The sequence below is a fragment of the Natronomonas sp. genome (assembly GCF_046483325.1).
GTDB lineage: Archaea > Halobacteriota > Halobacteria > Halobacteriales > Haloarculaceae > Natronomonas.
This window is the reverse complement of the sequence record NZ_JAWODL010000047.1, coordinates 15,292-34,711: the sequence shown is the minus strand read 5'-3', so window position 1 is coordinate 34,711 and position 19,420 is coordinate 15,292. Positions and strand designations below refer to the sequence as shown.

The window sequence follows — 19,420 nt, the reverse complement described above, 5'->3', positions numbered from 1 at the left end:
CCGCTACCTCTGAAAACTTCCAGTATATGTCTCTTTTCATCCGGGACGGTTTTTCTTTCTATACTGCTCCCCGGAATCTTCTCTCTGAGGACCTTCTCTATCGCGGGCTATCAAGGCGAAAGCCCACGAGTTCGCTCGTGGGATGAAGTCGACAGCCGGCGAAACGTTGAGTATCTTCACCGGGCCTGCCGCAAACGTGACCTCGATTTCAGATACGAACGACATGGGACTCGGAGCAGAGATAAACGTGTCTTTCGTGAGATAAAACGACGAACCATCTGTTTCTCCAACTGTTTCAGTAACGCCGAATCCGAAACCGCTAACCAGTGGCTGAGATCGTCCGCTTTCGCATTGAATCGGCGTATCTGAACACTACCGGTTCAGACAGTTTCAACTGAAGCGGTAGCGTGGGGTCGTTGACAGAGATATCGGGGCGTTCGATAGTGGTAGTCGATGCTCAGTTGTTCGCAGGTCGGGTCGGCAAGGACTGACCATCGCCTCGAGGGAAAGTGGGCCCGGAGATCGTTGGTCACTCGTCATCCCGAAAGATCGGAGACATCGCAGAGACCGCGAATCTTCGGTTCGCTCACTCGGAGAGATCTACGATTCCCGTACGGTCCCGGACGACTCGCCTCGATCACCTGTAGAAACAAAACCAAGCGGCCACTACACACCCATATGCCCATCGAGGACCGGCCACAAGCCGACGAATCCGCCGTTGGTGCGGACCAGACTCCGGTAGTCGACCCGAAGCCGACGGATCCGAGCGATCGAATCCGGAGTCTCGACGCTCTGCGAGGCTTCGCACTGTTGGGTATTCTCGTCATCAACATCTGGCTTTTCGCGCTACCGATGGTCAGTTGGCTCAATCCAACCCTCTTTGGAGACCTCTCCGGTGGCAACTACGCGGCTTGGTTCGTCAGCCACGTCTTCTTCGAGCAGAAGTTCGTCACGCTGTTCACGTTTCTCTTTGGGGCGGGGATCGTCTTATTTACCGACTCGAAAAAAAAGAAGGGACAGCCGGCGCGCCGACTCCACGTTCGCCGTACGTTCTGGCTGCTCGTGATCGGCCTCGGGCATGCATACCTGCTGTGGTACGGTGACGTCCTCGTTGCGTACGCGGTCTGTGGGTTTATTCTCCTCTTCGTTCGGAACTGGCGACCGAAACGCTTGCTCGTCCTCGGACTCGTTATGTTCGCGCTCCCGTCGGTGCTCTACGTATCGAGCGGCATCGGATACATCATGGCGGACGCGGGCACACAAGCCAGCATCGAAGCACAGATTCTCGCGGGCTCCGGCGTGGACCAGGGGTCAGTCGACGCGGAGATCGACGCCTACCGGGGCGGATGGCTCGAGCAGATGGATCACCGAGTACCGACTGCAGTCGCTCTCCAAACAACGGGGTTCATTCTCGAGGGGTTTTGGATCTATGGCGGGCTGATCGTCGTCGGAATGGCACTTTACAAGTCGGGTGTGCTCTCCAATCGGCGGAGCACGCGGTTCTACAGGCGACTGTTTGCCGGCGGCTCGATTACGGGATTAACGCTGATTCTTTCCGGTGTCTGGTACCGAGAGGTAGTCGGATGGGAGACCGCACGGATACTCCTGTTCGCACGCCAGTTCAATTATTGGGGCTCATTACCGTTGGCATTGGCATACGTTTCAGGGGTAATGCTTCTCTGTCGTGCCGCACCCGAGGGATACGTGACTACCGCACTTTCGGCCGTCGGACGGACCGCGTTTTCGAACTATCTGCTCCAGACCGTCCTGGCCACGACGATCTTTTATGGCCACGGGTTGGGCCTCTTCGCGACGTTGAGTCGAGCCGAACTCCTGGGCGTCGTGGTTGTGATATGGGCGATTCAGATTCCGCTGTCGGTCGCTTGGCTGACTCGATTCCGGTTCGGACCCATCGAGTGGATCTGGCGAACACTCACCTACGGCGAGCGACAGCCGATGTCGGTCGAGTGAACCGCCTCGGGGGCAAGCCCCGTGGCGCTCGGTGATCTCCCGCCGGGATCCGACCGAGCGACGCCGACGTTCGTACACCTAACGACTACTCAACGTAGCCCAGCGCTCGGAGCCGATCCTCCATGTCCTCGTCGGTGTCCACGACATCGTCCTCGCCGACGTCGGCCGAAACGACAGCCTCCAGCACGAACGAGATGTACTCCTCACGCGAGCCGAACTCCGTATCTTGGATACGTCGGTCGATGCCGTCGAGTACACGCGAGTCGAGTTCGATATCGAGTCGTTCCATGCGTGATAGTCGCGCGGGCGGTTATAAAATATGGTGGAGATATTGGCCATCTAGCGCCGGGGAAGGCCGAATCGGCGGATCGTTTCGCGATCGGATTGGGAACCAGCAGTTCGAGAATCGTGTTAAATCGTTCCCGCCGCTTTGAGTTCCGAGACCGCGCGTCCGATCCGCCGTTTCTCTTCGATCGTCCGAGTGCGGCGCTCGATCGTCTCCCGATGGGCGTCCAACGTCCCCGTCAGCTCCGACACCAGCTCCGGCCGGTCGTCGGCGCGGTTTGTCCGTTCGTGAGGATCATCGTCGAGGTCGTAGAGTTCGACGGAACCGGTCTCCTCGTTTCTGATGAGCTTCCACGGCGGCGATGTCTGGGCGCGAAGCAACCCGTTGTCGGTGTTTTTTCCAAGGACGTAATCGACGTCGTAGACGACCTCGGTCGAAACGCCGTCGCGCGCTCCCTCGAACAGATCGATCCCCTCGTACGTTTCGACGGGCGCGTCGATCGCGCCGCTGTGTCGGGTGAGCGTCTGCGGAACGTCGACGAGGGCGCCGACTTCCCGGGTGGCGCTCGGCACGCCGGAGCCGTAGAACAACAGCGGCACCTGCGTCACCTCCCGATAGAGCTTTCGTGGGCCGTGGCTGAATCCACCGTGATCGTTGAGCTCGGTCCCGTGATCGCCGGCGAGGGCGACCAGTAACTCGTCGTCCACCGTCGCCTCGGCGGTTTCGAGCAGGCGTCCGATCGACGCGTCCATGCGCCGCAACTCGGCGTCGTAGAGCTGGTCGATCTGGCGTAGCATTCGGTCGTCGATGGTCGCGTTCTCCCGTTGATACTGGTAGGCGACCGTATGCCAGATGCGGCCGACGTCGATCCGAGAGAGGGCCTCGCCCTCACCGCGGAGATACTCTTTCGGCGGCATCCACGGGTAGTGCGGGTCCATGTAGTGAACCCACAAGAAGAACGGCCGATCCGACTCCCGGTCGTGCGCTTCGAGCCACTCGATCGCCGCGTCCGTGAGCGGCTCGGCTTGGGTGATCGGCTGTGATCCGACGACCGCGTAGGCGATCCGCGCGAGTTGACCGAGCGTGTCGGTCAGCGTCTCGCTGAAGGCGACCGACCGCTGGGCGAGCATGAGCGCGCGATGGGTGAGCCCCCCGGAGTCCGTGTCCGATCCACCCATGAAATCCTCGAGGGTGTCGAACCCCCGATCGTATCCATATTCCGGCGTCAGCCACGGGTTCTGGGCGTTGAACCCGGCGGTCGCGTAGCCGGCGTCGCTGAACACCGCCGCGATCGATCGCGTCGTCTCCGGAAGGCCAATCGATCTTCCGTGACTGAGTGCGTGAACCCCGCCGAGAAGCGATTTGAACGAGTAGTACGTCGGAATTCCGTTCGCGACGCCGTGCTCGAACGTCGTCCCATCGGCGGCTAACCGATCGATCGTCGGCGTCGTCCCACCGTCGTAGCCCAGATATCCAACCCTGTCCGCGCGGATCGAATCGATCGTAATGTATAGGACGTTTTTGATCATTCGAGTGCCTATCAGTTTCCATTGAGTACATCGGCTAAGTTATACACGGGCTTTTGATCGGGCGATGGTGACGTGTTTCAGCTCGCCGACCGGGCGAGGGGATCCGTGTAGCGGCGACGAAAGAGATCAAGCTGTGCCACCGGGTGCCAGTTATCGTCGTCATACCGGGGTCCGCAGACGTCGACGACCACAACCGCACCGGACCGACGACCCCCCTTGTGCGTGAATCGATATGCCTGCCCACAAATGTATATCAGATGGTCACCGGAGTGAGTGTATCCGTCGACCACCCCGCCGAGTATCCCATCTCGGAGCTTCACTTCGCCGACGCTCCCAGCGTCGAAAACGTACCGGGGCCGGACTCCCGACGCCCGATCGAAAAACAACGAACCGTCGATACGAGCGCGGTCAAGTACGCCGAAAACCTCCCCATCGCGCTCGCCGAGGGCAAGGGCGCGACGGTCAAAGACATCGACTGGAACGTCTCTTTCATATCCGTTTCACGAGGGACAGCGTCGTCGACGTCGTCGAGGAGGTCACGAGCGCGAACCGGTGATGACTGGAGACCCGCCACCTCAGCGCATCGACGCTCGCAGTTCAGCCGTCGCCTCGCGATCGACCTCGAACCCGTCCCCGACCTCCGTAATCGCGACGCCGTACGCCTCACGCGCCTCGTCGGTCGAGACGAATCCCTTCTCGACGTCACGTCGGACGGCGTCGGGCTCCCGTTCGATCGGATCGCCGTACCCGCCGGAGCCGGACACCCGAAAGCTCACCGTGTCACCCTCAGACAGCGTATAGGTGCCCTTCGAGTGAATTTTCTGGCGTTCGCCGTCCGAGTGACGGATCGTCCGACCGGTATCGCCCGGTCGGCCGCCGAAGAGCCCCCAGGGCCGTGATTCTGAGCGCTCCATCAGGTTCGTGAGCCGAACGTCGTCGGCGAGCATCGTGAAATCCTTGCGCAGCCCGAGACTACCACGGTGGCGGCCCGCCCCGCCCGAGTCGGTGGTGAGTCCGAGTTCCTCGATGAGCACCGGATACCGATTTTCGTGTATCTCGACGGGGATGTTCGTCAGGTTGAACGACGACGCGACGCCCTCGGCACCGTCCCCCGCCGCCGACGCGCCGAGCCCGCCCACGACGACGTCGTAGACGACGAACGGCTCGCCCGTGTCGGGGTCGACGCCGCCGAAGTTCGGGTTCCCCCAGTGGCTGCTCGCGGCGACCGTCCGCTCCGGGATCGCCTGCGAGAGCGCGCCCATCGCCAAATCGACGATGCGGGCGTTGAGGATGGGCCGTGCACCCCCCGCCGTCGGCGGTTGGGGATTGAAAAACGATCCCTCGGGCGCCTCGATCGTCAGCGGGCGGATGACGCCCTCGTTCTGGTGGAGGTGTTTCTCGGTGACCGATTTGAACGCGAAGATCGTGTACGCTCGCGTGTAGTTGATGTAGCTGTTGATGGCGCTTTGAGTGGCCGGATCCGAATCGGCGTAATCGAACGTCACCTCGTCGCCGTCGATGACGACGCGGACGGCCACTTCGACCGGACCGCTGTCGACGCCGACCGAATCGACCTGGTCCTCGAAGGCGTACTCGCCGTCGGGCATCTCCTCGATCGACGAGCGGACGCGGCGTTCGGACTGATCGAGGATGGACTCGGTGACGGTCGAGAGCGTCGCCGCGCCGAACTCCTCGAAGAGTTCGGTGTAGAGGGTCGTCCCGCGGTGATTCGCGTTCTGCTGCGCCTTGAAGTCACCGACGAGCGTGTCCGGGAGCCTGACGTTCGCGTCGAGAAGGTCCAAGAACCACCGCTGGATCTCGCCGCTCTCGATGGCTTTCGAGGGGAACAGCCGCAGCCCCTCCTGATAGAGTTCGGTCGCCTCGACCGCCTGCGATCCCGGCGCGAGACCGCCGACGTCGATCTGATGGGCGACGTTGACCGCGAAGGCCTCGATCCGATCGTCGATGACGACCGGCGAGATCAAAAAGAAATCGGGCAGGTGGCCGGACCCAAGCTGTGGATCGTTCAGAACGATGCCGTCGCCCGCGCCGAGGTCGTCGTGGGAGAATCGATCGAGCACGTGATCGACGGTGAAGGGCATCGCGCCGAGGTGGCCGGGACTGAAGTTCCCCTGGGCGATCATCCGCCCCTGGCGGTCGAACAGCGCCGTCGAGAAGTCCTGACCGGCGGAGACGGCTTCGCTCTTGCCGGTTCGCTGGAGCGTGATCCCCATCTCCTCACAGATCGAGACCAGTCGATCCCAGAGGACGGTGAAGGTGATCGGATCGACGCCGGCGTCGTCTTCTGGCGATTTCGACATGAGTTATCGCCCCCCGATCGAGATGACGAGATTCCCGTACTCGTCGACCGAGACGGCGTCGTCCGGTGGGACGACGGTGGTCGCGTTGCGCTCTTCGACGATCGCCGGCCCCGTGAACGACGTTCCGGGATCGAGCCCCCGGCGGTCGTAGATGTCACACTCGAGGAAGCCGTCTCGGAAGTACGCGCGTCTCGTTCCCGCGTGTGCCGTCCGATCGGTCTCGACTGCGTTCGCGGCGTGCAGATCCGGCGTCGCCGTCACGCGTCGAACAGTCACGTTCCACGTCACACCCTCGATCGGTTCGTCGGAGTCGCTGTACCCGTACGTCTCGGCGTAGGTACGGTTGAATCGCGCTGCGATCGTCTCCAGGTCGGATTCGTCGAACTCGCCGTCTGGAACGTCGACCGAGAGATCGTGCGCCTGCCCCGTGTATTTCATCTTCGCGGTTCGCTCGACGATCACCTCCCCGGACGCGCCGCCCGCGTCCGCGATGCGTTCGCGCCCGTCCCGTTCTAGGTCGCGGAAGATCCGATTGATACGGTCGAGCGAGTCCGGTCCGAGCCGCGCCACGTCGGTCCGACCGAGGTGGAACTCCACGTCGGCCGCGAGCAACCCCATCGCCGACGCGACACCGGCTTGCGCGGGGACGATCACCTCCGGGACGCTCAATTCCGCGGCGACGAACGCGGCGTGCATCGGGCCCGCGCCACCGAAGGCGATCATACCGAACTCCCGAAGATCGATGCCGCGCTCGGCGGCGTGGATGCGGCTGGCCTGCATCATCGAGTTATCGACGACGGTCTTGATCCCCCACGCCGCCGTCTCGACGTCGAGATCGAGTGGGTCTGCGACAGCGCGTTCGATTCCTGCCACCGCCCCGTCGCGATCGAGTGCCATTTCGCCGCCGAGGAAGTTCTCGGGATTGAGATACCCCAACGCGAGGTCCGCATCCGTGATCGTCGGTCGGGTTCCGCCGAACCCATAGCAGATCGGCCCGGGTGTCGCACCGGCGCTCTCGGGACCGACCGAGATCGCACCCGTCTCCTCGACGGCGGCGATACTGCCACCCCCGGCGCTGATCTCGATCATGTCGACGACCGAGAGGTTGATCGGGATGCCGCTGTCCGTTTTCATCTCGAGTTCGTCCACCTCGAAGACGTCGGTCCGGTGGGGTTCGCCGTCGACGATGAAACAGATCTTCGCGGTAGTGCCGCCCATATCGAACGAGAAGACGTTCTCGTAGCCGAGTTCGGTTGCGAGCGTCGCGGAGTTAAGCGAGCCGGCGACTGGGCCGGACTCGATGATCTGGACGGGCGCGTGCCGGATCGTCTTCGGCGTCGCGAGGCCGCCGCTCGATTTCATCATAAAGAACGTGTCGTCGTAGCCGAACTCGGCAAGCGCCGTCTCGATCGTCCCGAGGTACTCGCGTATCCGCGGTTTGATGTACGCGTCGATGGCCGCGGTGTTCGTCCGCTCGTATTCCCGAAAGAGCCCCGAGAGATCCGACGAGAGGCTGACGGCGAGTCCGGGCGCCGCCTCCGCGACGAGATCGCCAACCTGCCGTTCGTGCGTGTCGTCGTGGTAGGAGTGGAGGAGGCTCACGGCGACGGCGTCGTACTCGGCGTCGAGTTCGGCAATCAACGCTCGAACGCCGTCGTCGTCGAGGTCGCGGACGACGCCCGCCCGGGGATGGATTCGCTCGCGAACCTCGTAGATATGCTCGCGCGGAACGATGGGGTCCTGTTTCTGCAGTTGCATATCGTAGAGATCGTAGCGCTTTTGTCGACCAAGGATCGACACGTCCCGAAACCCCTCGGTGACGAGCAGCGCGGTCGTCGCGCCGTCGCGTTCGAGCACCGTATTCGTCGCGAGCGTCGTCGCGTGAATCAACTGGTCGATATCGGTCCACGCGGTGTCCGTCTCGGCGAGGAACCGCTGTACTCCGGAGAGGACGCCGTCGGCCGGATCCTCGGTCGTCGGGTGTTTGAAGATGTCGACGGCGCCCGTCTCCGAATCTATCATCGTGAAATCGGTGAACGTGCCGCCGACGTCGAAGCCGATCCGTTTGCGCATGTGCACAGTGAGAACACCTCACGGGGCAGTATTTATACGTTTGTTATCGTTGAGGGGTCGGCCTGCCACCGGAGCGTGGGTTGATTCAGCAGTGGGGGATCCGTCCAGCGGGTGAAACGAGCGTTATTCGAGATCGAGGTCGCTCTCTCCGACGAGGACCCGATAACTCGCGAGCGTCCCGGCCATCGACGGCGCCTCGTCGTCGTCCTTGCGCTGGGTTCCGTAGTCCATCCACCGCCCGCGGGTGTAGCTGTACATCTCGAAGGCTTCGTCGGTCTCGACGACGACGTCGATGACGGCATCGTCGGGTGCATCGGCGGGAAGGGTCGCGGACCGGACCTCGCTATCGGCGTCCATTACCCACACGGCGATCCCGTCGTCGAGTAAGTCTGCGGCTTCGTCCTCCGTGAGCGGACCGTCGGGCCACTCGTCGGCCGGTTTCGGTTGTTCCATAACTGCTAGAGGGCCGCCGTAGGGAAAGTCGCTTCGTCGCCCCGGTGTTTTATTACAACGTCTCTCTTGACCTCCTCCTCCTCCGCGTTCACGCGGAGGAATCCCGCGATGGGAGTTCAGGCCGAGCGAAGCGCCCTGGTGGTTCCAAGACGCATACGTTCCAAGCGTCTCCTGGTGGATTTCAGCATCGGCGTGGCTGTCTTGTGGCCCGATCAAAGAGGCCCCATCGGTGGGTTTTGCGGAGCCGACGAACGACTTTGCCGTCGTCGGCTCACAGGCGGGGGCGAACCGGAGAGCCGGAGTCGTCGCGGTGACACACCGTGACGAGACTCGCTTCTCCGGTGTCCACACCAATCGGCATCCTGTCGAGTCCAGCGAGACAGGGCTCGCCAGACGAGTCTGGCGGCGTCCGCTCGTCGGCGGCCGCCGCAGATCGGTCTACTGTGTCGCGGGTGGCGGTGACGTGGAGCTATCACGTCCTGTCCCGCTCAAACAGCCGACTTTCACCCATCTCGGTATCGTCTGCGTACAACGCTTCGAGCCAATCCCGCTGTTCGGGATTGGCGCGTGCCGGAATCCAGAGGTGACAATCCTCGTGGTGCGGGATTATAACGTACCACTCGATAGTATTCTGTGGCTGGTGGTCGAGTTGTAGGCCCTCGTTGGTGAAGAGATGCTCTTGAACCAGTTGGCAAGCAGCGACGGACTGTGTTTGGGCTGGCTACTGACGAACGGGTGAGCGTGGTCGGGCTGAACGGTCAGAGCGTGAATCTCTAACCCCTTCTCGTCGGCAATTTCGTGGCGGATGGATTCGACGCGGTCGACAACCTCCGGTCGGTACCGCGTTGCGGTACTTCGGGAGCCAGCCGATGTGGTAGTTGAGGTCGTAGGTTGCGTGCCGAGTGATCTTCGTCCGCGCGCGAAAACTCCGAAAGGGCGATACGGCGATCGTCGAAAAACTCCCGAAAGTGCTCACAGACGGAAAGTGAGGCGACGCTGACACGGCGTCGTCGGTCGTGAAGCGTTACAGATCGTCGAAGCTCATTCCCATCGACGCTAGGAAGGAGCCGACGACCCCGTGACCGATCAGTCCGAGGCCGGCGACGACGGCGGCGGCTCCGAGTCCAGCGCGGCGGTTTTCGCGTCCCACGGTCAGCAGGCCGACGATCAACATCACGGCTCCCGCGACGCCCGTGTCACCGAGCGTCTCGCGCAGTTCGGCGGTATCCATGCGTGGCGATTCCACATCCGGAGGATTAAATCCGGTGAAAGATACGATGAACCTAGAAATCGTCACAGACCGGAATACCGATCGTCTCGTAGTCGTCCATGGAGGCGACAACCTCCGGGACTTCGTCGAGTGAAACGGTCTTCGAGACGATCTTACCGGGGTCGATCTTCCCCTGGTCCATCATCGAGAAGATCTCCTCGTACTCGTGAGGCGGCATCCCAAAGGAGCCGATGAACTCCCGTTCGTCCATAACGATCGTATCGACCGGCAGCGACACCTCACCTTCCTCCTCGCTCGTCGTGAGCCCGATCTGGAGGTTCTGCCCGCCCTTACACAGCGACTTGACGGAGTTTCGGCACGTTTCGGCGACACCGAGGGCGTCCACGCTAACCTCGACACCCCGTCGGTTCGGGGTGTGTTCTTTGACCGCCAGGGGGACGTCGTCGACCTCCCGAACGTCGACGGTCGCGTCCGCGCCGAGCTCCTCGGCCTTCTCGAGTTTGTCGGTCGAGAGATCGACGGCGATGACGTTCGCACCGAGGGCGTCGGCGATGTGGACCGCCGAGAGGCCGACGCCACCACAGCCGTGAACGGCGACCCAATCGCCCGGCGTGACGTCGACTCGGTGGACGAGTCCGTGGAAAGCGGTCGCGAACCGACAGCCGAGGCCGGCGACGTCGACCGGATCGACGCCCTCGGGGAGTTTGACCGCGTTGTGGTCGGCGTTTCGGACCGGGAACTCCTCGGCGAACGCGCCCTGCTGGAACGGGACGAACCCGAGCGGGACGACGCGCTCGCAGATGTTCGCCCGACCCTGCTTGCAGTACCGGCAGGTGCCGTCGCTGAGGTTGAACGGGACGCAGATCCGGTCGCCGACCTCGAGGGTATCGACGTCCTCGCCGACTGATTTGACGGTCCCGACGGGTTCGTGTCCGAAGACGAGTCCGGGCGTCGGCGCGACGCCGACCCAGTCCCAATCGCCCTGCCAGGCGTGCCAATCGGATCGACAGATGCCGCAGGCCTCCGTCTCGACGACGACCTCGTCGGGGGCAGGGGCTGGCCGTTCGATCTCCTGTACGTCCATCAGTTCGCCGACCTCCTCGAAGACGACTGCACGCATCGACATAACATCGGGACCCACTCGACCGACCGGTATAACCCTTGCCACACCGCGGCCGTGCCGTGTGTCGTTTTTTCGTGGTCGGGTGGCCGTGTAGCGCCCTCAAAGCAAGCAATAAAGCATTAAAAGCCCTGCTATCCAACCGACAGGTATGAGCGACAACGAGGGACGAAAGAACCTCCGGATGCCCGAGGACGACGAGGTATTCGCCGTCGTCACGAACATGCTCGGTGCGAACCGGGTGAAGGTCCGGTGTATGGACGGCACCGAACGGACAGCACGAATTCCCGGACGGATGCAAAAGCGCATCTGGATCCGCGAGGACGACGTCGTCCTCGTGGAACCGTGGGACTGGCAGGACGAGAAAGCGGACGTCGTGTGGCGGTACGAAAAACAGGACGCGGACCAACTCCGCGAAGAGGGCCACATCACGGGCTAGAATCGCGCGCCGTTTCCCCGGCGTCGCGATTCCGCGCCGTTTTTGCCCCCGACGGGTGAGTGTCCGGTATGGTCAACCGGGAACTCATCGACGCGCTCCGTGACGCCGAGGCGGTGAAGTTCGGCGAATTCGAGCTCTCGCACGGCGGGACGTCCGATTACTACGTCGACAAGTACGTCTTCGAGACGGATCCGCGCTGTCTGCGACTCATCGCCTCGGCGTTCGCCGACCGGATCGGCGGCGAGCGCCTCGCCGGTGTCGCGTTGGGTGCGGTGCCGCTCGTGGCGGCGACGGCCGTCGAGACGGATCGCCCCTACGTCATCGTCAGAAAGCGGGCCAAGGAGTACGGCACGGGCAACCGCATCGAGGGCGGGTTCGAGGCCGGCGAGGAGGTCGTCGTGCTCGAGGATATCGCCACGACGGGACAAAGCGCCATCGACGCCGTCGAGGCGCTGCGGGAGGCGGGAGCGGTCGTCGAGCGCGTCATCGTCGTCGTCGACCGCGAGGAGGGGGCCCGCGAGAACCTCGCCGAGCACGACATCGAACTGGAGGCGCTGTTGACGGCCTCCGAGCTTCTGGCCGATAGGGGCCAATAGATACACAACTTAGTGCGTATCTCGCCGCGGGTCAACACCGAAGTATTCAAACACGTGCGGTAACCCACTGGAACGTATGAACCGTTCCGAGAAGGCGGCCCTCCAGTTGCGTGCGGTCGACGTGTTGTGTACGCTCAAGCAGACACACACGTACGAGGAACTCGCCGCGGAGACGGGGTTACCGGCGGGGGATCTGAATCGCTACGTGAACGGGCACGTGCTGCCCGGCGAGCGGCGCGCTCGCGATATCGTCTCCGACATCGGATCGGATCTCTTGGCGCAAGAACTCGACGCCCGCATCGTCGTCGACGAAGAGGGGTACGTCGACAACTCCCGACTGGTCTTCGATCAGGCGCTGTTATCGCTCGTCCCGCCCGTCGCGGCCGAGTTATTGACGATCGAAGCGCCGGACGTCGTGTTGACGGCGGCGACCGACGGCATCACGCTGGCGGCGGCGATGGCGGGACATTTCGGTGCCCGGTGTGCCTACGCGAAGAAGTCCCGCGAAACCGCCGTCGAGGACTTTATCGAGGTCAGACAGCGGCTCTCTTCGGGCATCGAGATCGACTACTATCTTCCGGCAAACGCGATTTCCGCGGGCGATTCCGTCCTCGTCATCGACGATCTCATCCGATCGGGAGAGACCCAAGAACTCCTCCTCGAGATCGCCGCCGCGGCCAACGCGGAGGTGGCCGGCGTGTTCGCGCTCATCGCGGTCGGCGACGAGGGGATCGAACGGGCTCGCTCGCGAACGGACGCGCCGGTCGACGCGCTCGTCAAACTCGGATAGCGACGTGGTATCCACGAACGTGGATATTTTTCACACGTGTGTGACGAAAACTTTTATACACTCCACCAACGGTGTGCTCAAATGTGAAATATGGGCGTAACTGATTCGCTGGCCGACTATTTCGACTTCGAGACGTACGGAACGGACTATCGGACGGAGACCTTGGCGGGAGCGACGACGTTCCTCGCGATGGCGTACATCATCGTCGTGAACCCGGTGATTCTCACGCCGGCGATCATGACCGATCCGCCGGCGGGGATGGGCGAAACGGAGGTCCTGCAGATGCTCGCGGTGGTGACGATCCTCGCTTCGGTCGTCGGGATCGCGGTGATGGCGCTGTACGCGAAGCGGCCGTTCGGACTCGCTCCCGGGATGGGCCTCAACGCCTTCTTCGCGTTCACCGTCGTGTTGGGCCTCGGCGTCCCCTGGCAGGTCGCGCTGGCCGCCGTGTTCGTCGAGGGAATACTGTTCATCGTCTTGAGCGCCGTCGGGGCGCGCCGATACGTCATCGAACTGTTCCCGGAACCGGTCAAGTTCGCGGTCGGGGCGGGTATCGGTATCTTCCTGCTGTTTCTCGGGTTGCAGGAGATGGGCGTCGTCGTCGAGTACCCGGACGGAACGCTTGTCCAGTTGGGTAACTTCTTCCTCGATCCGACGGCGATCGTCGCCGTCGCCGGCCTCGCGCTGACGCTGTTCCTGTACGCCCGCGGCGTCACGGGCTCGATCGTCATCGGCATCCTCACGACCGCCGTCGCCGGCTGGGTCATCGCGCTGTTCGTCCCCGGCCAACAGGGGACCTTCGCGCCGCCGAACACCGTCGGCGTCATCGAAGAGGTCGGCTTCGTCGCCTTCCTCACGGACGTACAGTACAACTTCCTCCCGCTCTTCGAGGGGTTCGTACAGGGCCTCGGCGGCATCACCGAGGACCCGCTCGTCTTCTTGCTCGTCGTGTTCACGTTCTTCGTCGTCGACTTCTTCGACACCGCCGGGACGCTGATCGGCGTCTCCGGTATCGCCGGCTTCCTCGACGAGGACGGCGACCTCCCGGACATGGACAAACCGCTCATGGCCGACGCGGTCGGCACGACCGTGGGCGCGATGATGGGAACCTCGACGGTGACGACCTACATCGAATCGTCGACGGGCGTCGAGGAGGGCGGCCGGACGGGCTTCACCGCGCTCGTCGTCGGGATCCTCTTTCTCGTCTCGCTCGCCGTGGTGCCGCTCATCAGCCTGCTCCCGCTGTATGCGACCTACATCGCGTTGGTAATCGTCGGGGTCATCATGCTGCAAGGCGTCGCCGACATCGACTGGAACGATCCTGTCTGGGCGATCTCGGCCAGCCTCACGATCACCGTGATGCCGCTGACGGCCTCGATCGCCAACGGGCTGGCCGCCGGGATCCTCAGTTATCCGCTGCTCAAGGTGGCGGTCGGCAGAGGTCGGGAGGTCACGCCCGGCCAGTGGCTGCTGGCGCTCGCGCTCGTCGGCTACTACGTCCTGTTCTTCCTCGCGGACGGCGGCTTCGTGGCGTTCTGAGCCCCGCCGACCGCGTTGCTATCGGCTTCATCCGTCATACCCGGTCGTAGGCGTGCATTTCCAGCGTTTCGAGTTCGACGGCGTCGAGCACCGACTCGTTCGTCGCCTCGAGAACGACCGACGGCACCGTCGTCTCGGGAAGCCGCCGGGTCCGCGTCGCTTCGAGCGCCTCGATCCAGCGGCCGAGACAAAGACACCACCGATCGCCCGCTTCGAGACCGGGAAACTGCAGTTCGGGACGCGGTGTGACGAGGTCGTTCCCCCGTTCGCTGCTGAAATGGAGGAAGTCAGCAGTCATCACCGCACAGAGTTCGTGTCGTCCTCGATCTTCGGGATGGGTTCCACAGCAACCGTCGCGTTCGAAGCCAGTGAGTGGATCGGTGCCACACGGTTTCAGTTCCTCGCCGAGGACGTTCCGTTCGGCCATATGGAGCGAACGTCACCCACGAACAAAAGTCCCCAGCTCGACACCGAGGCTTCTTTTCGACGACGCGCCTACCCGCGCCCATGAAGATCGGCATCATCTCCGATACGCACGACAACGTGGCGGCGACCGAGGCCGCGATGGATCGATTCGAGGACGAACGAGTCGAGACGGTGATCCACTGTGGGGACTTCATCGCGCCGCCGCTCGTGCCGTTTCTCGACCGCGAAGGGATAGACGTCCACGCCGTCAGGGGCAACAACGACGGCGAACGGGAGGGCCTCGTCGGCGCCTTCGACGCCCTCAACGGCGGGACGCTCCACGGGAGGTTCGCGGAGTTGACGTTCGACGGGCGATCGTTCGTGATCCTTCACGGCGAACGGAAGCCGGTGATCGAGGCGCTCGCGTCGGCCGGGACGTACGACTACGTCTGTCACGGCCACTGGCACGTCCGCGAACGGCGGGCCGTGGGCGATACGATCGTCGTCAACCCGGGGGCACACTTCCCGACGGTTCCCGAGGAGAGCCGCACAGTTGCGATCGTCGAGACGGACAGCGACACGGTCACTTTCCACGCGATCGACGGGGCGGAATGACCGCCGCGATCCGAGAGGCGACCGACGACGACGTGGAGGCCGTCGTCGAGGTGGCCGAAGCCGCGTGGTACGCCGCCTACGGCGGGGCGCTCGACCCCTCGACGATCGCGGCAGCGCTCGCCGAGTACTACGACCCCGAACTCGTCGCGGCGGGGATCGATCACGAGGCGATCGCCTTCTACGTCGCCGAGGTCGACGGGGCGGTCGTCGGGTTCGCGAGCGCCGAACAGACCTGGGCCGACGAGGTCGAACTCCACACGCTCTACGTTCACCCGGATCGCTGGGGCGAGGGGATCGGCTCCGCCCTCGTCGGTCGCGTCACGGAGTGGGCGCGAGAGCGGGGCGTCGACCGGGTCGCCTGCGGCGTGCTCGCCGCGAACGCGATCGGGATCGGCTTCTTCGAGGCGGTCGGATTCCGGCGGGGACGACAGGCGGATGCGGAGATCGCGGGCGAGTTGCACGCCGAATACGAGTACGAATTGGCGGTGTAGTTCGCCCCTCGAAGCACAGTATCTATCGGCGGACGAACTGATACCGTGACCCTGGTTTGGCGTCGCCGTGACCCGAGAACCCGCGCTAACGCCGGGCTCGCGGCAGCCGCGCGCGACGATACGGTCGTTCCGCTCTTTGGGTACCGTATAGCGAGGCGAAAGCCCACGGCTGCAGCCGTGGGAGGAGGTCAACACACCGGTCTGTTCGGGACGATCGGGGCCGGACAGTGTGCGTTGTCCTTCCGACACCTGAAGACGGAGGAGCGCCGATACCGCGAACTGGGACGCGACCTCTTCGTCCGTACCGGCGCACCCGAAAGCGTCGCTCCGGAACTCGCCAGGCTGTACGACGCCGACGCCATCTTTTATTCCGGACACGACCGTGTGGCGCGACGAAACCGACAGCGCTCGGTCGGGGACGTGCTCGCCGGGGCGTACGTCGCCGAACTCGACGGGTGCCGACGGGAAAGGTGATCGATTGGCCGATCCGCCCACGGCGCGAGCGCGAGGACCTGGGTCCCCGAACATGCACATCCGATCGTCGATCGCAGCGAGGGCTACGAGCGGGCACCACGCGTATCCGAGACCGCGCTCGGCACCCGGTAGGCGGGTCGGCGCGGATGGACTACGTCCCGAACGATGCGCTCGACGCTATCGACGCGTTCGGGGAGGGACTTCTACGTTCGGAGCCGCAGCCGGTCCACGAACGGCTCCAGTCGGATATCCGGGGTCGAATACCAGCCGCGGGCGGCGGCGAAACCGCGCTGTGTCGGTTCGAGACCGAGCACACCGAGACCCCGCCGACGCTCCGGGAGGGCGGGTCGTTCGTCCGGACAATCGTCAACGAGGTCGACGGACGGTTCGAGGCGTGGGGGATCGACCCACCGGCGGCCTACCGGTACGTCGACACCGTCGGCGGGACGCACCGATACGGGGGAACGCTCGTACGTTTTTGGGCGCCGAGCCCGGCGGAACGGCGCGCGGAACCGGACGATCAATCGCAGCGGGCGTCGATGGCCCGCTCCAATTCGATTTCGGCTGTGTTTCCGACCCCGTATATATTCAGTTCGACGTCGTCCGTCGACGCCGTGGAACGACAGTCGATAGCCACCCGGACGGCACGGGTTTCCCCCGGTTCGAGTTCGAACTCGGCGGGATCGATGTCGGCGGGCGGTCCGTTCTCGGTCGATCGGTGGACGATCTCGACGTCGACCGCCGTCGACAGCCGGTTCGTCACGGTGAGCGAGACGTTCGTCGAGTTCTCCGTGTCGACGACGACCTCACGTTCCAGCCCGAAAAACGCCTCCGCGTCGTCGACCACGTCGATCGACACCCCTCGATCGGCCGTCGTCGACGAGTACGCGCCGGTTCCGACGGCGACGAGCACGAATGCGAGCGCCCCGAACACGACCGCAACGCGGCCGAGTCGGGACGTCATTCGGCATCGACCCCCGGCGGGCGCTCGTCGACCCCGAAGCGCGTCTGTGTGTAGTTCCAGTAGGCGTGAACCGTCGCCGAGACCGCGTAGACGACGACAAAAAACAGCGCCCACGACAGCCACGGAACGCTCGAAAGCACGGGCACGCCGGCCCAGGCACCGGTCAAGAGCAGGAGATGGAACCCCGAGAGGCCGAAGTAGTAGTATCCCCAAGGAACGTCGAGTCCGGGGACGATATCGAGGTAGATATCGACGTCCGAGATCTCGTCCGATAGCCGAACCTCACCCCTGTGAGAGTCGTACTCGAGAAACCGGAGGTCGTCCATCTTCGGCAGGTGGAACTGGTGCAGTGCGGTCTTGGCCCGCTTTCGCTCCGCGGCGGTGAGCGAGTCGATCGCTTTGCCGCACTCCCAGGCGGCGATCTGTTCGGCCAGCTCCCCGACGCCGACGGTCTCGCTCTCGTGGCGGCGCAGATAATAAAACACGTACCGTCGGCGTTGGTTGCTCAGTACCTCGAAGATCTCGTCCCGCGTAAGTGAGACGTCAGTTTCAGTTTTCGCTCGATCCGCCCCCTCCCCCCGTGCCTGTCCGCGTGTTTTGCTCATCGGTCCTCTCGGGCGGAGGGTCAAACCCATCCCGTTTTGTTATAGACTGAACAAAAAGCATCCCGTCGAATTTCACCGGCGCTTATATGAATTATGATAGCATTTTTATCTTGGCACTCGAACCGACGCCGAAGCGACGCCCGAGGAGCGAACACTTTTGCCTCGCGTATCGGATTAAATCACCCGCTAGGGCGCTTCAACCTCGGATAGCCTTTGCTTACGGCGGGACGGCACGCCGACGGCCGGTCGTGTCTCGGGACCCAGGATGTATCCTGAAAACGACGGTTTGCGCGTTCCGGTGTTCGGAGATCGGACACCCTCAGCGAACGAAAACAGTCGTTTGCGACGCACCAGCGCGTCGAAAACAGGGGTTTGCGATCTCGGGGGTGTCTCTATTCCAAAGTGGGTATGGAGGGGTATTGGTTCCTGTAGGTGCCCCGGCGAAGACGGGTGCACTGACAAGGTGAAACAGTATGCAACGACGTAAGTTCTTGATCGGAACGGGATCGATCGCCGCTGGTGGAGCGGCTGTAGTAGGTAGTGGTGCGTTCAGTACAGTCTGGACGGATCGTAGTATGACCGCTGAAGTGGTTAGTGATGAAGATGCTTACCTTGGTCTTGAAGAGCAAAGCCCATACGCCGAGTACGATGGTAATAAATTGTCTCTCAATTTCGCCGGTGGGGATGGACAGAACGGAGCTGGCCTGAACGAAGACGCAAATTCGAGATTTTACAATGTCTTCTATATCAGAAACAATGGTACAAACAATATCGGGGTAGAAGCAAATACCCTTACAAGTGACGGGAATCTAGGCGGCTGGGAGAGCAGCGGCTTTGCTCTCTACTGGTCTGAAGATGCCATTGACGAGAGTAAAGGTGATTTCGTCTATGATGCAATGCACAATGTGGACAATGTAGATGATCCCTCTGGAAATGGTCCAAGTAAAGACATCCCAGTTCTAGAGCCTGGAGAGGCAATAGCTGTTCATCCACAGTTCTTCCTACGTGATGATTCTACACTATCAGGTGATGTTCCCGAGACTTTCGCGTTCTACGCAAGTCGGACTTACGCATAATCCAATCTCATAATTTTGGCTTTCACCCACTCTGGCTTGCAGCAGCTCGAGTCCGCTGGTGAGTTTCAGAAAAGTGATCAAAACGAAACAAAGCAAATTCATACTCTGGACGGGAGCCGCGGCTGCAAGCAGAGAGTCTCTGTTCAGATGGGGTACTTCACATTGATTACTGCAGAACGACGGATTACCGCCCCGCCAGGACCGACGACCTATTCCAACACTGACGATCAAATAGTTACTTACTAGGATTATTGTAGCTAGCTGAGCGTTTTACGATCCTAGCTCAGTCGTGTCTCACGGTCCTGCATCCTAGATCCATGGACTTCGGCGAAAATTCGTATCAGAAGTACGGGATCGACCCCCGCGACAAAACCGGACGATCGGTCCGTCTTCGGATCCGAGTTCGTCTCATCCGCAGCCGACTGCGGCTCTCTGTTCGCAA

20 protein-coding genes and 5 pseudogenes are annotated in these 19,420 nt (G+C 62.7%); 12 read left to right on the top strand and 13 right to left on the bottom strand.

All coding sequences use genetic code 11. From position 1 onward, the window contains the following. Positions 1-174: 174 nt before the first annotated feature. Both R6U53_RS14210 and R6U53_RS14205 read left to right on the top strand, forming a co-directional pair. Positions 175-369, top strand: a pseudogene (locus tag R6U53_RS14210) (IS6 family transposase); the annotation flags it as partial. A 309-nt stretch (positions 370-678) separates the two neighbouring features. Next, positions 679-1,971: a DUF418 domain-containing protein gene (locus tag R6U53_RS14205; protein ID WP_410323027.1), complete on the top strand. Its 1,293-nt coding sequence runs from the start codon at positions 679-681 to the stop codon at positions 1,969-1,971. 85 nt (positions 1,972-2,056) lie between these two features. On the opposite strand, the gene R6U53_RS14200 is transcribed toward R6U53_RS14205, so the two are convergent. Further along, positions 2,057-2,260, bottom strand: coding sequence for a hypothetical protein (locus R6U53_RS14200; protein ID WP_410323026.1), 204 nt, complete (start codon positions 2,258-2,260; stop codon positions 2,057-2,059). A 122-nt stretch (positions 2,261-2,382) separates the two neighbouring features. Next, positions 2,383-3,786, bottom strand: a complete 1,404-nt coding sequence (locus R6U53_RS14195; protein ID WP_410323025.1) for a sulfatase — start codon at positions 3,784-3,786, stop codon at positions 2,383-2,385. 257 nt (positions 3,787-4,043) lie between these two features. Between R6U53_RS14195 and R6U53_RS14190 the strand changes: the two are divergent. After that, positions 4,044-4,268, top strand: a pseudogene (locus tag R6U53_RS14190) (hypothetical protein); the annotation flags it as partial. Between the two features lie 93 nt (positions 4,269-4,361). On the opposite strand, the gene R6U53_RS14185 reads toward R6U53_RS14190, so the two are convergent. The 7 genes and pseudogenes from R6U53_RS14185 to R6U53_RS14155 form a co-directional block, all read right to left on the bottom strand. Beyond that, complete coding sequence (locus R6U53_RS14185) at positions 4,362-6,107, bottom strand: hydantoinase B/oxoprolinase family protein (RefSeq protein ID WP_410323024.1); 1,746 nt, start codon at positions 6,105-6,107, stop codon at positions 4,362-4,364. Between the two features lie 3 nt (positions 6,108-6,110). Continuing rightward, on the bottom strand, positions 6,111-8,180 hold the full coding sequence (locus tag R6U53_RS14180) for a hydantoinase/oxoprolinase family protein (protein ID WP_410323030.1): 2,070 nt from the start codon (positions 8,178-8,180) through the stop codon (positions 6,111-6,113). A 123-nt stretch (positions 8,181-8,303) separates the two neighbouring features. Continuing rightward, complete coding sequence (locus R6U53_RS14175; RefSeq protein ID WP_410323023.1) at positions 8,304-8,633, bottom strand: hypothetical protein; 330 nt, start codon at positions 8,631-8,633, stop codon at positions 8,304-8,306. A 274-nt stretch (positions 8,634-8,907) separates the two neighbouring features. After that, positions 8,908-9,303: pseudogene (locus tag R6U53_RS14170) on the bottom strand (RNA-guided endonuclease TnpB family protein); the annotation flags it as partial. Beyond that, positions 9,282-9,582 (bottom strand): annotated as a pseudogene (gene tnpA, locus R6U53_RS14165) (IS200/IS605 family transposase); the annotation flags it as partial. The pseudogenes tnpA and R6U53_RS14170, both read right to left, overlap by 22 nt. Before the next feature lie 75 nt (positions 9,583-9,657). Further along, positions 9,658-9,864: a hypothetical protein gene (locus R6U53_RS14160; RefSeq protein WP_410323022.1), complete on the bottom strand. Its 207-nt coding sequence runs from the start codon at positions 9,862-9,864 to the stop codon at positions 9,658-9,660. 52 nt (positions 9,865-9,916) lie between these two features. Further along, positions 9,917-10,984 (bottom strand): zinc-dependent alcohol dehydrogenase family protein, encoded by a 1,068-nt coding sequence (locus R6U53_RS14155; RefSeq protein ID WP_410323029.1) that lies wholly within the window; start codon positions 10,982-10,984, stop codon positions 9,917-9,919. 151 nt (positions 10,985-11,135) lie between these two features. Between R6U53_RS14155 and eif1A the strand changes: the two genes are divergently transcribed. From eif1A to R6U53_RS14135, 4 genes are all read left to right on the top strand, one after another. After that, on the top strand, positions 11,136-11,423 hold the full coding sequence (gene eif1A, locus R6U53_RS14150) for a translation initiation factor eIF-1A (RefSeq protein ID WP_410323021.1): 288 nt from the start codon (positions 11,136-11,138) through the stop codon (positions 11,421-11,423). Between the two features lie 68 nt (positions 11,424-11,491). Continuing rightward, positions 11,492-12,019 carry an orotate phosphoribosyltransferase gene (gene pyrE, locus R6U53_RS14145; protein WP_410323020.1) on the top strand — a complete coding sequence of 176 codons (528 nt, stop codon included), beginning with the start codon at positions 11,492-11,494 and terminating at the stop codon, positions 12,017-12,019. A gap of 76 nt (positions 12,020-12,095) precedes the next feature. Then, complete coding sequence (locus R6U53_RS14140; RefSeq protein ID WP_410323019.1) at positions 12,096-12,809, top strand: phosphoribosyltransferase family protein; 714 nt, start codon at positions 12,096-12,098, stop codon at positions 12,807-12,809. 90 nt (positions 12,810-12,899) lie between these two features. Continuing rightward, complete coding sequence (locus R6U53_RS14135) at positions 12,900-14,348, top strand: NCS2 family permease (protein ID WP_410323018.1); 1,449 nt, start codon at positions 12,900-12,902, stop codon at positions 14,346-14,348. 34 nt (positions 14,349-14,382) lie between these two features. Here R6U53_RS14135 and R6U53_RS14130 read toward each other — a convergent pair whose 3' ends face one another. Then, complete coding sequence (locus tag R6U53_RS14130; protein ID WP_410323017.1) at positions 14,383-14,775, bottom strand: DUF2237 family protein; 393 nt, start codon at positions 14,773-14,775, stop codon at positions 14,383-14,385. 80 nt (positions 14,776-14,855) lie between these two features. Between R6U53_RS14130 and R6U53_RS14125 the strand changes: the two genes are divergently transcribed. The 4 genes and pseudogenes from R6U53_RS14125 to R6U53_RS14110 form a co-directional block, all read left to right on the top strand. Then, positions 14,856-15,368, top strand: coding sequence for a metallophosphoesterase (locus tag R6U53_RS14125; RefSeq protein WP_410323016.1), 513 nt, complete (start codon positions 14,856-14,858; stop codon positions 15,366-15,368). Further along, complete coding sequence (locus R6U53_RS14120) at positions 15,365-15,859, top strand: GNAT family N-acetyltransferase (RefSeq protein WP_410323015.1); 495 nt, start codon at positions 15,365-15,367, stop codon at positions 15,857-15,859. The genes R6U53_RS14125 and R6U53_RS14120 overlap by 4 nt, the downstream gene beginning before the upstream one ends. Before the next feature lie 45 nt (positions 15,860-15,904). Beyond that, the gene (locus R6U53_RS14115; RefSeq protein WP_410323014.1) at positions 15,905-16,333 is read left to right on the top strand and encodes a deoxyribodipyrimidine photo-lyase; all 429 of its coding nucleotides are present in this window, start codon (positions 15,905-15,907) and stop codon (positions 16,331-16,333) included. After that, positions 16,315-16,465 (top strand): annotated as a pseudogene (locus R6U53_RS14110) (deoxyribodipyrimidine photo-lyase); the annotation flags it as partial. The gene R6U53_RS14115 and the pseudogene R6U53_RS14110, both read left to right, overlap by 19 nt. Positions 16,466-16,536: 71 nt before the next feature. Here R6U53_RS14110 and R6U53_RS14105 read toward each other — a convergent pair. The 3 genes from R6U53_RS14105 to R6U53_RS14095 all read right to left on the bottom strand — a co-directional run bounded on the left by R6U53_RS14105 (position 16,537) and on the right by R6U53_RS14095 (position 17,902). Further along, positions 16,537-16,785 (bottom strand): hypothetical protein, encoded by a 249-nt coding sequence (locus R6U53_RS14105; protein WP_410323013.1) that lies wholly within the window; start codon positions 16,783-16,785, stop codon positions 16,537-16,539. Between the two features lie 68 nt (positions 16,786-16,853). Continuing rightward, entirely contained in the window at positions 16,854-17,297 is a 444-nt protein-coding gene (locus R6U53_RS14100; protein ID WP_410323012.1) for a hypothetical protein, read from the bottom strand. Further along, complete coding sequence (locus tag R6U53_RS14095; protein ID WP_410323011.1) at positions 17,294-17,902, bottom strand: hypothetical protein; 609 nt, start codon at positions 17,900-17,902, stop codon at positions 17,294-17,296. Before R6U53_RS14095 ends, R6U53_RS14100 begins: the two co-directional genes overlap by 4 nt. A gap of 575 nt (positions 17,903-18,477) precedes the next feature. Between R6U53_RS14095 and R6U53_RS14090 the strand changes: the two genes are divergently transcribed. Then, a complete protein-coding gene (locus R6U53_RS14090) occupies positions 18,478-18,978 on the top strand; it encodes a hypothetical protein (RefSeq protein ID WP_410323010.1) in 501 nt (166 codons plus the stop codon). Positions 18,979-19,420 lie beyond the last annotated feature (442 nt).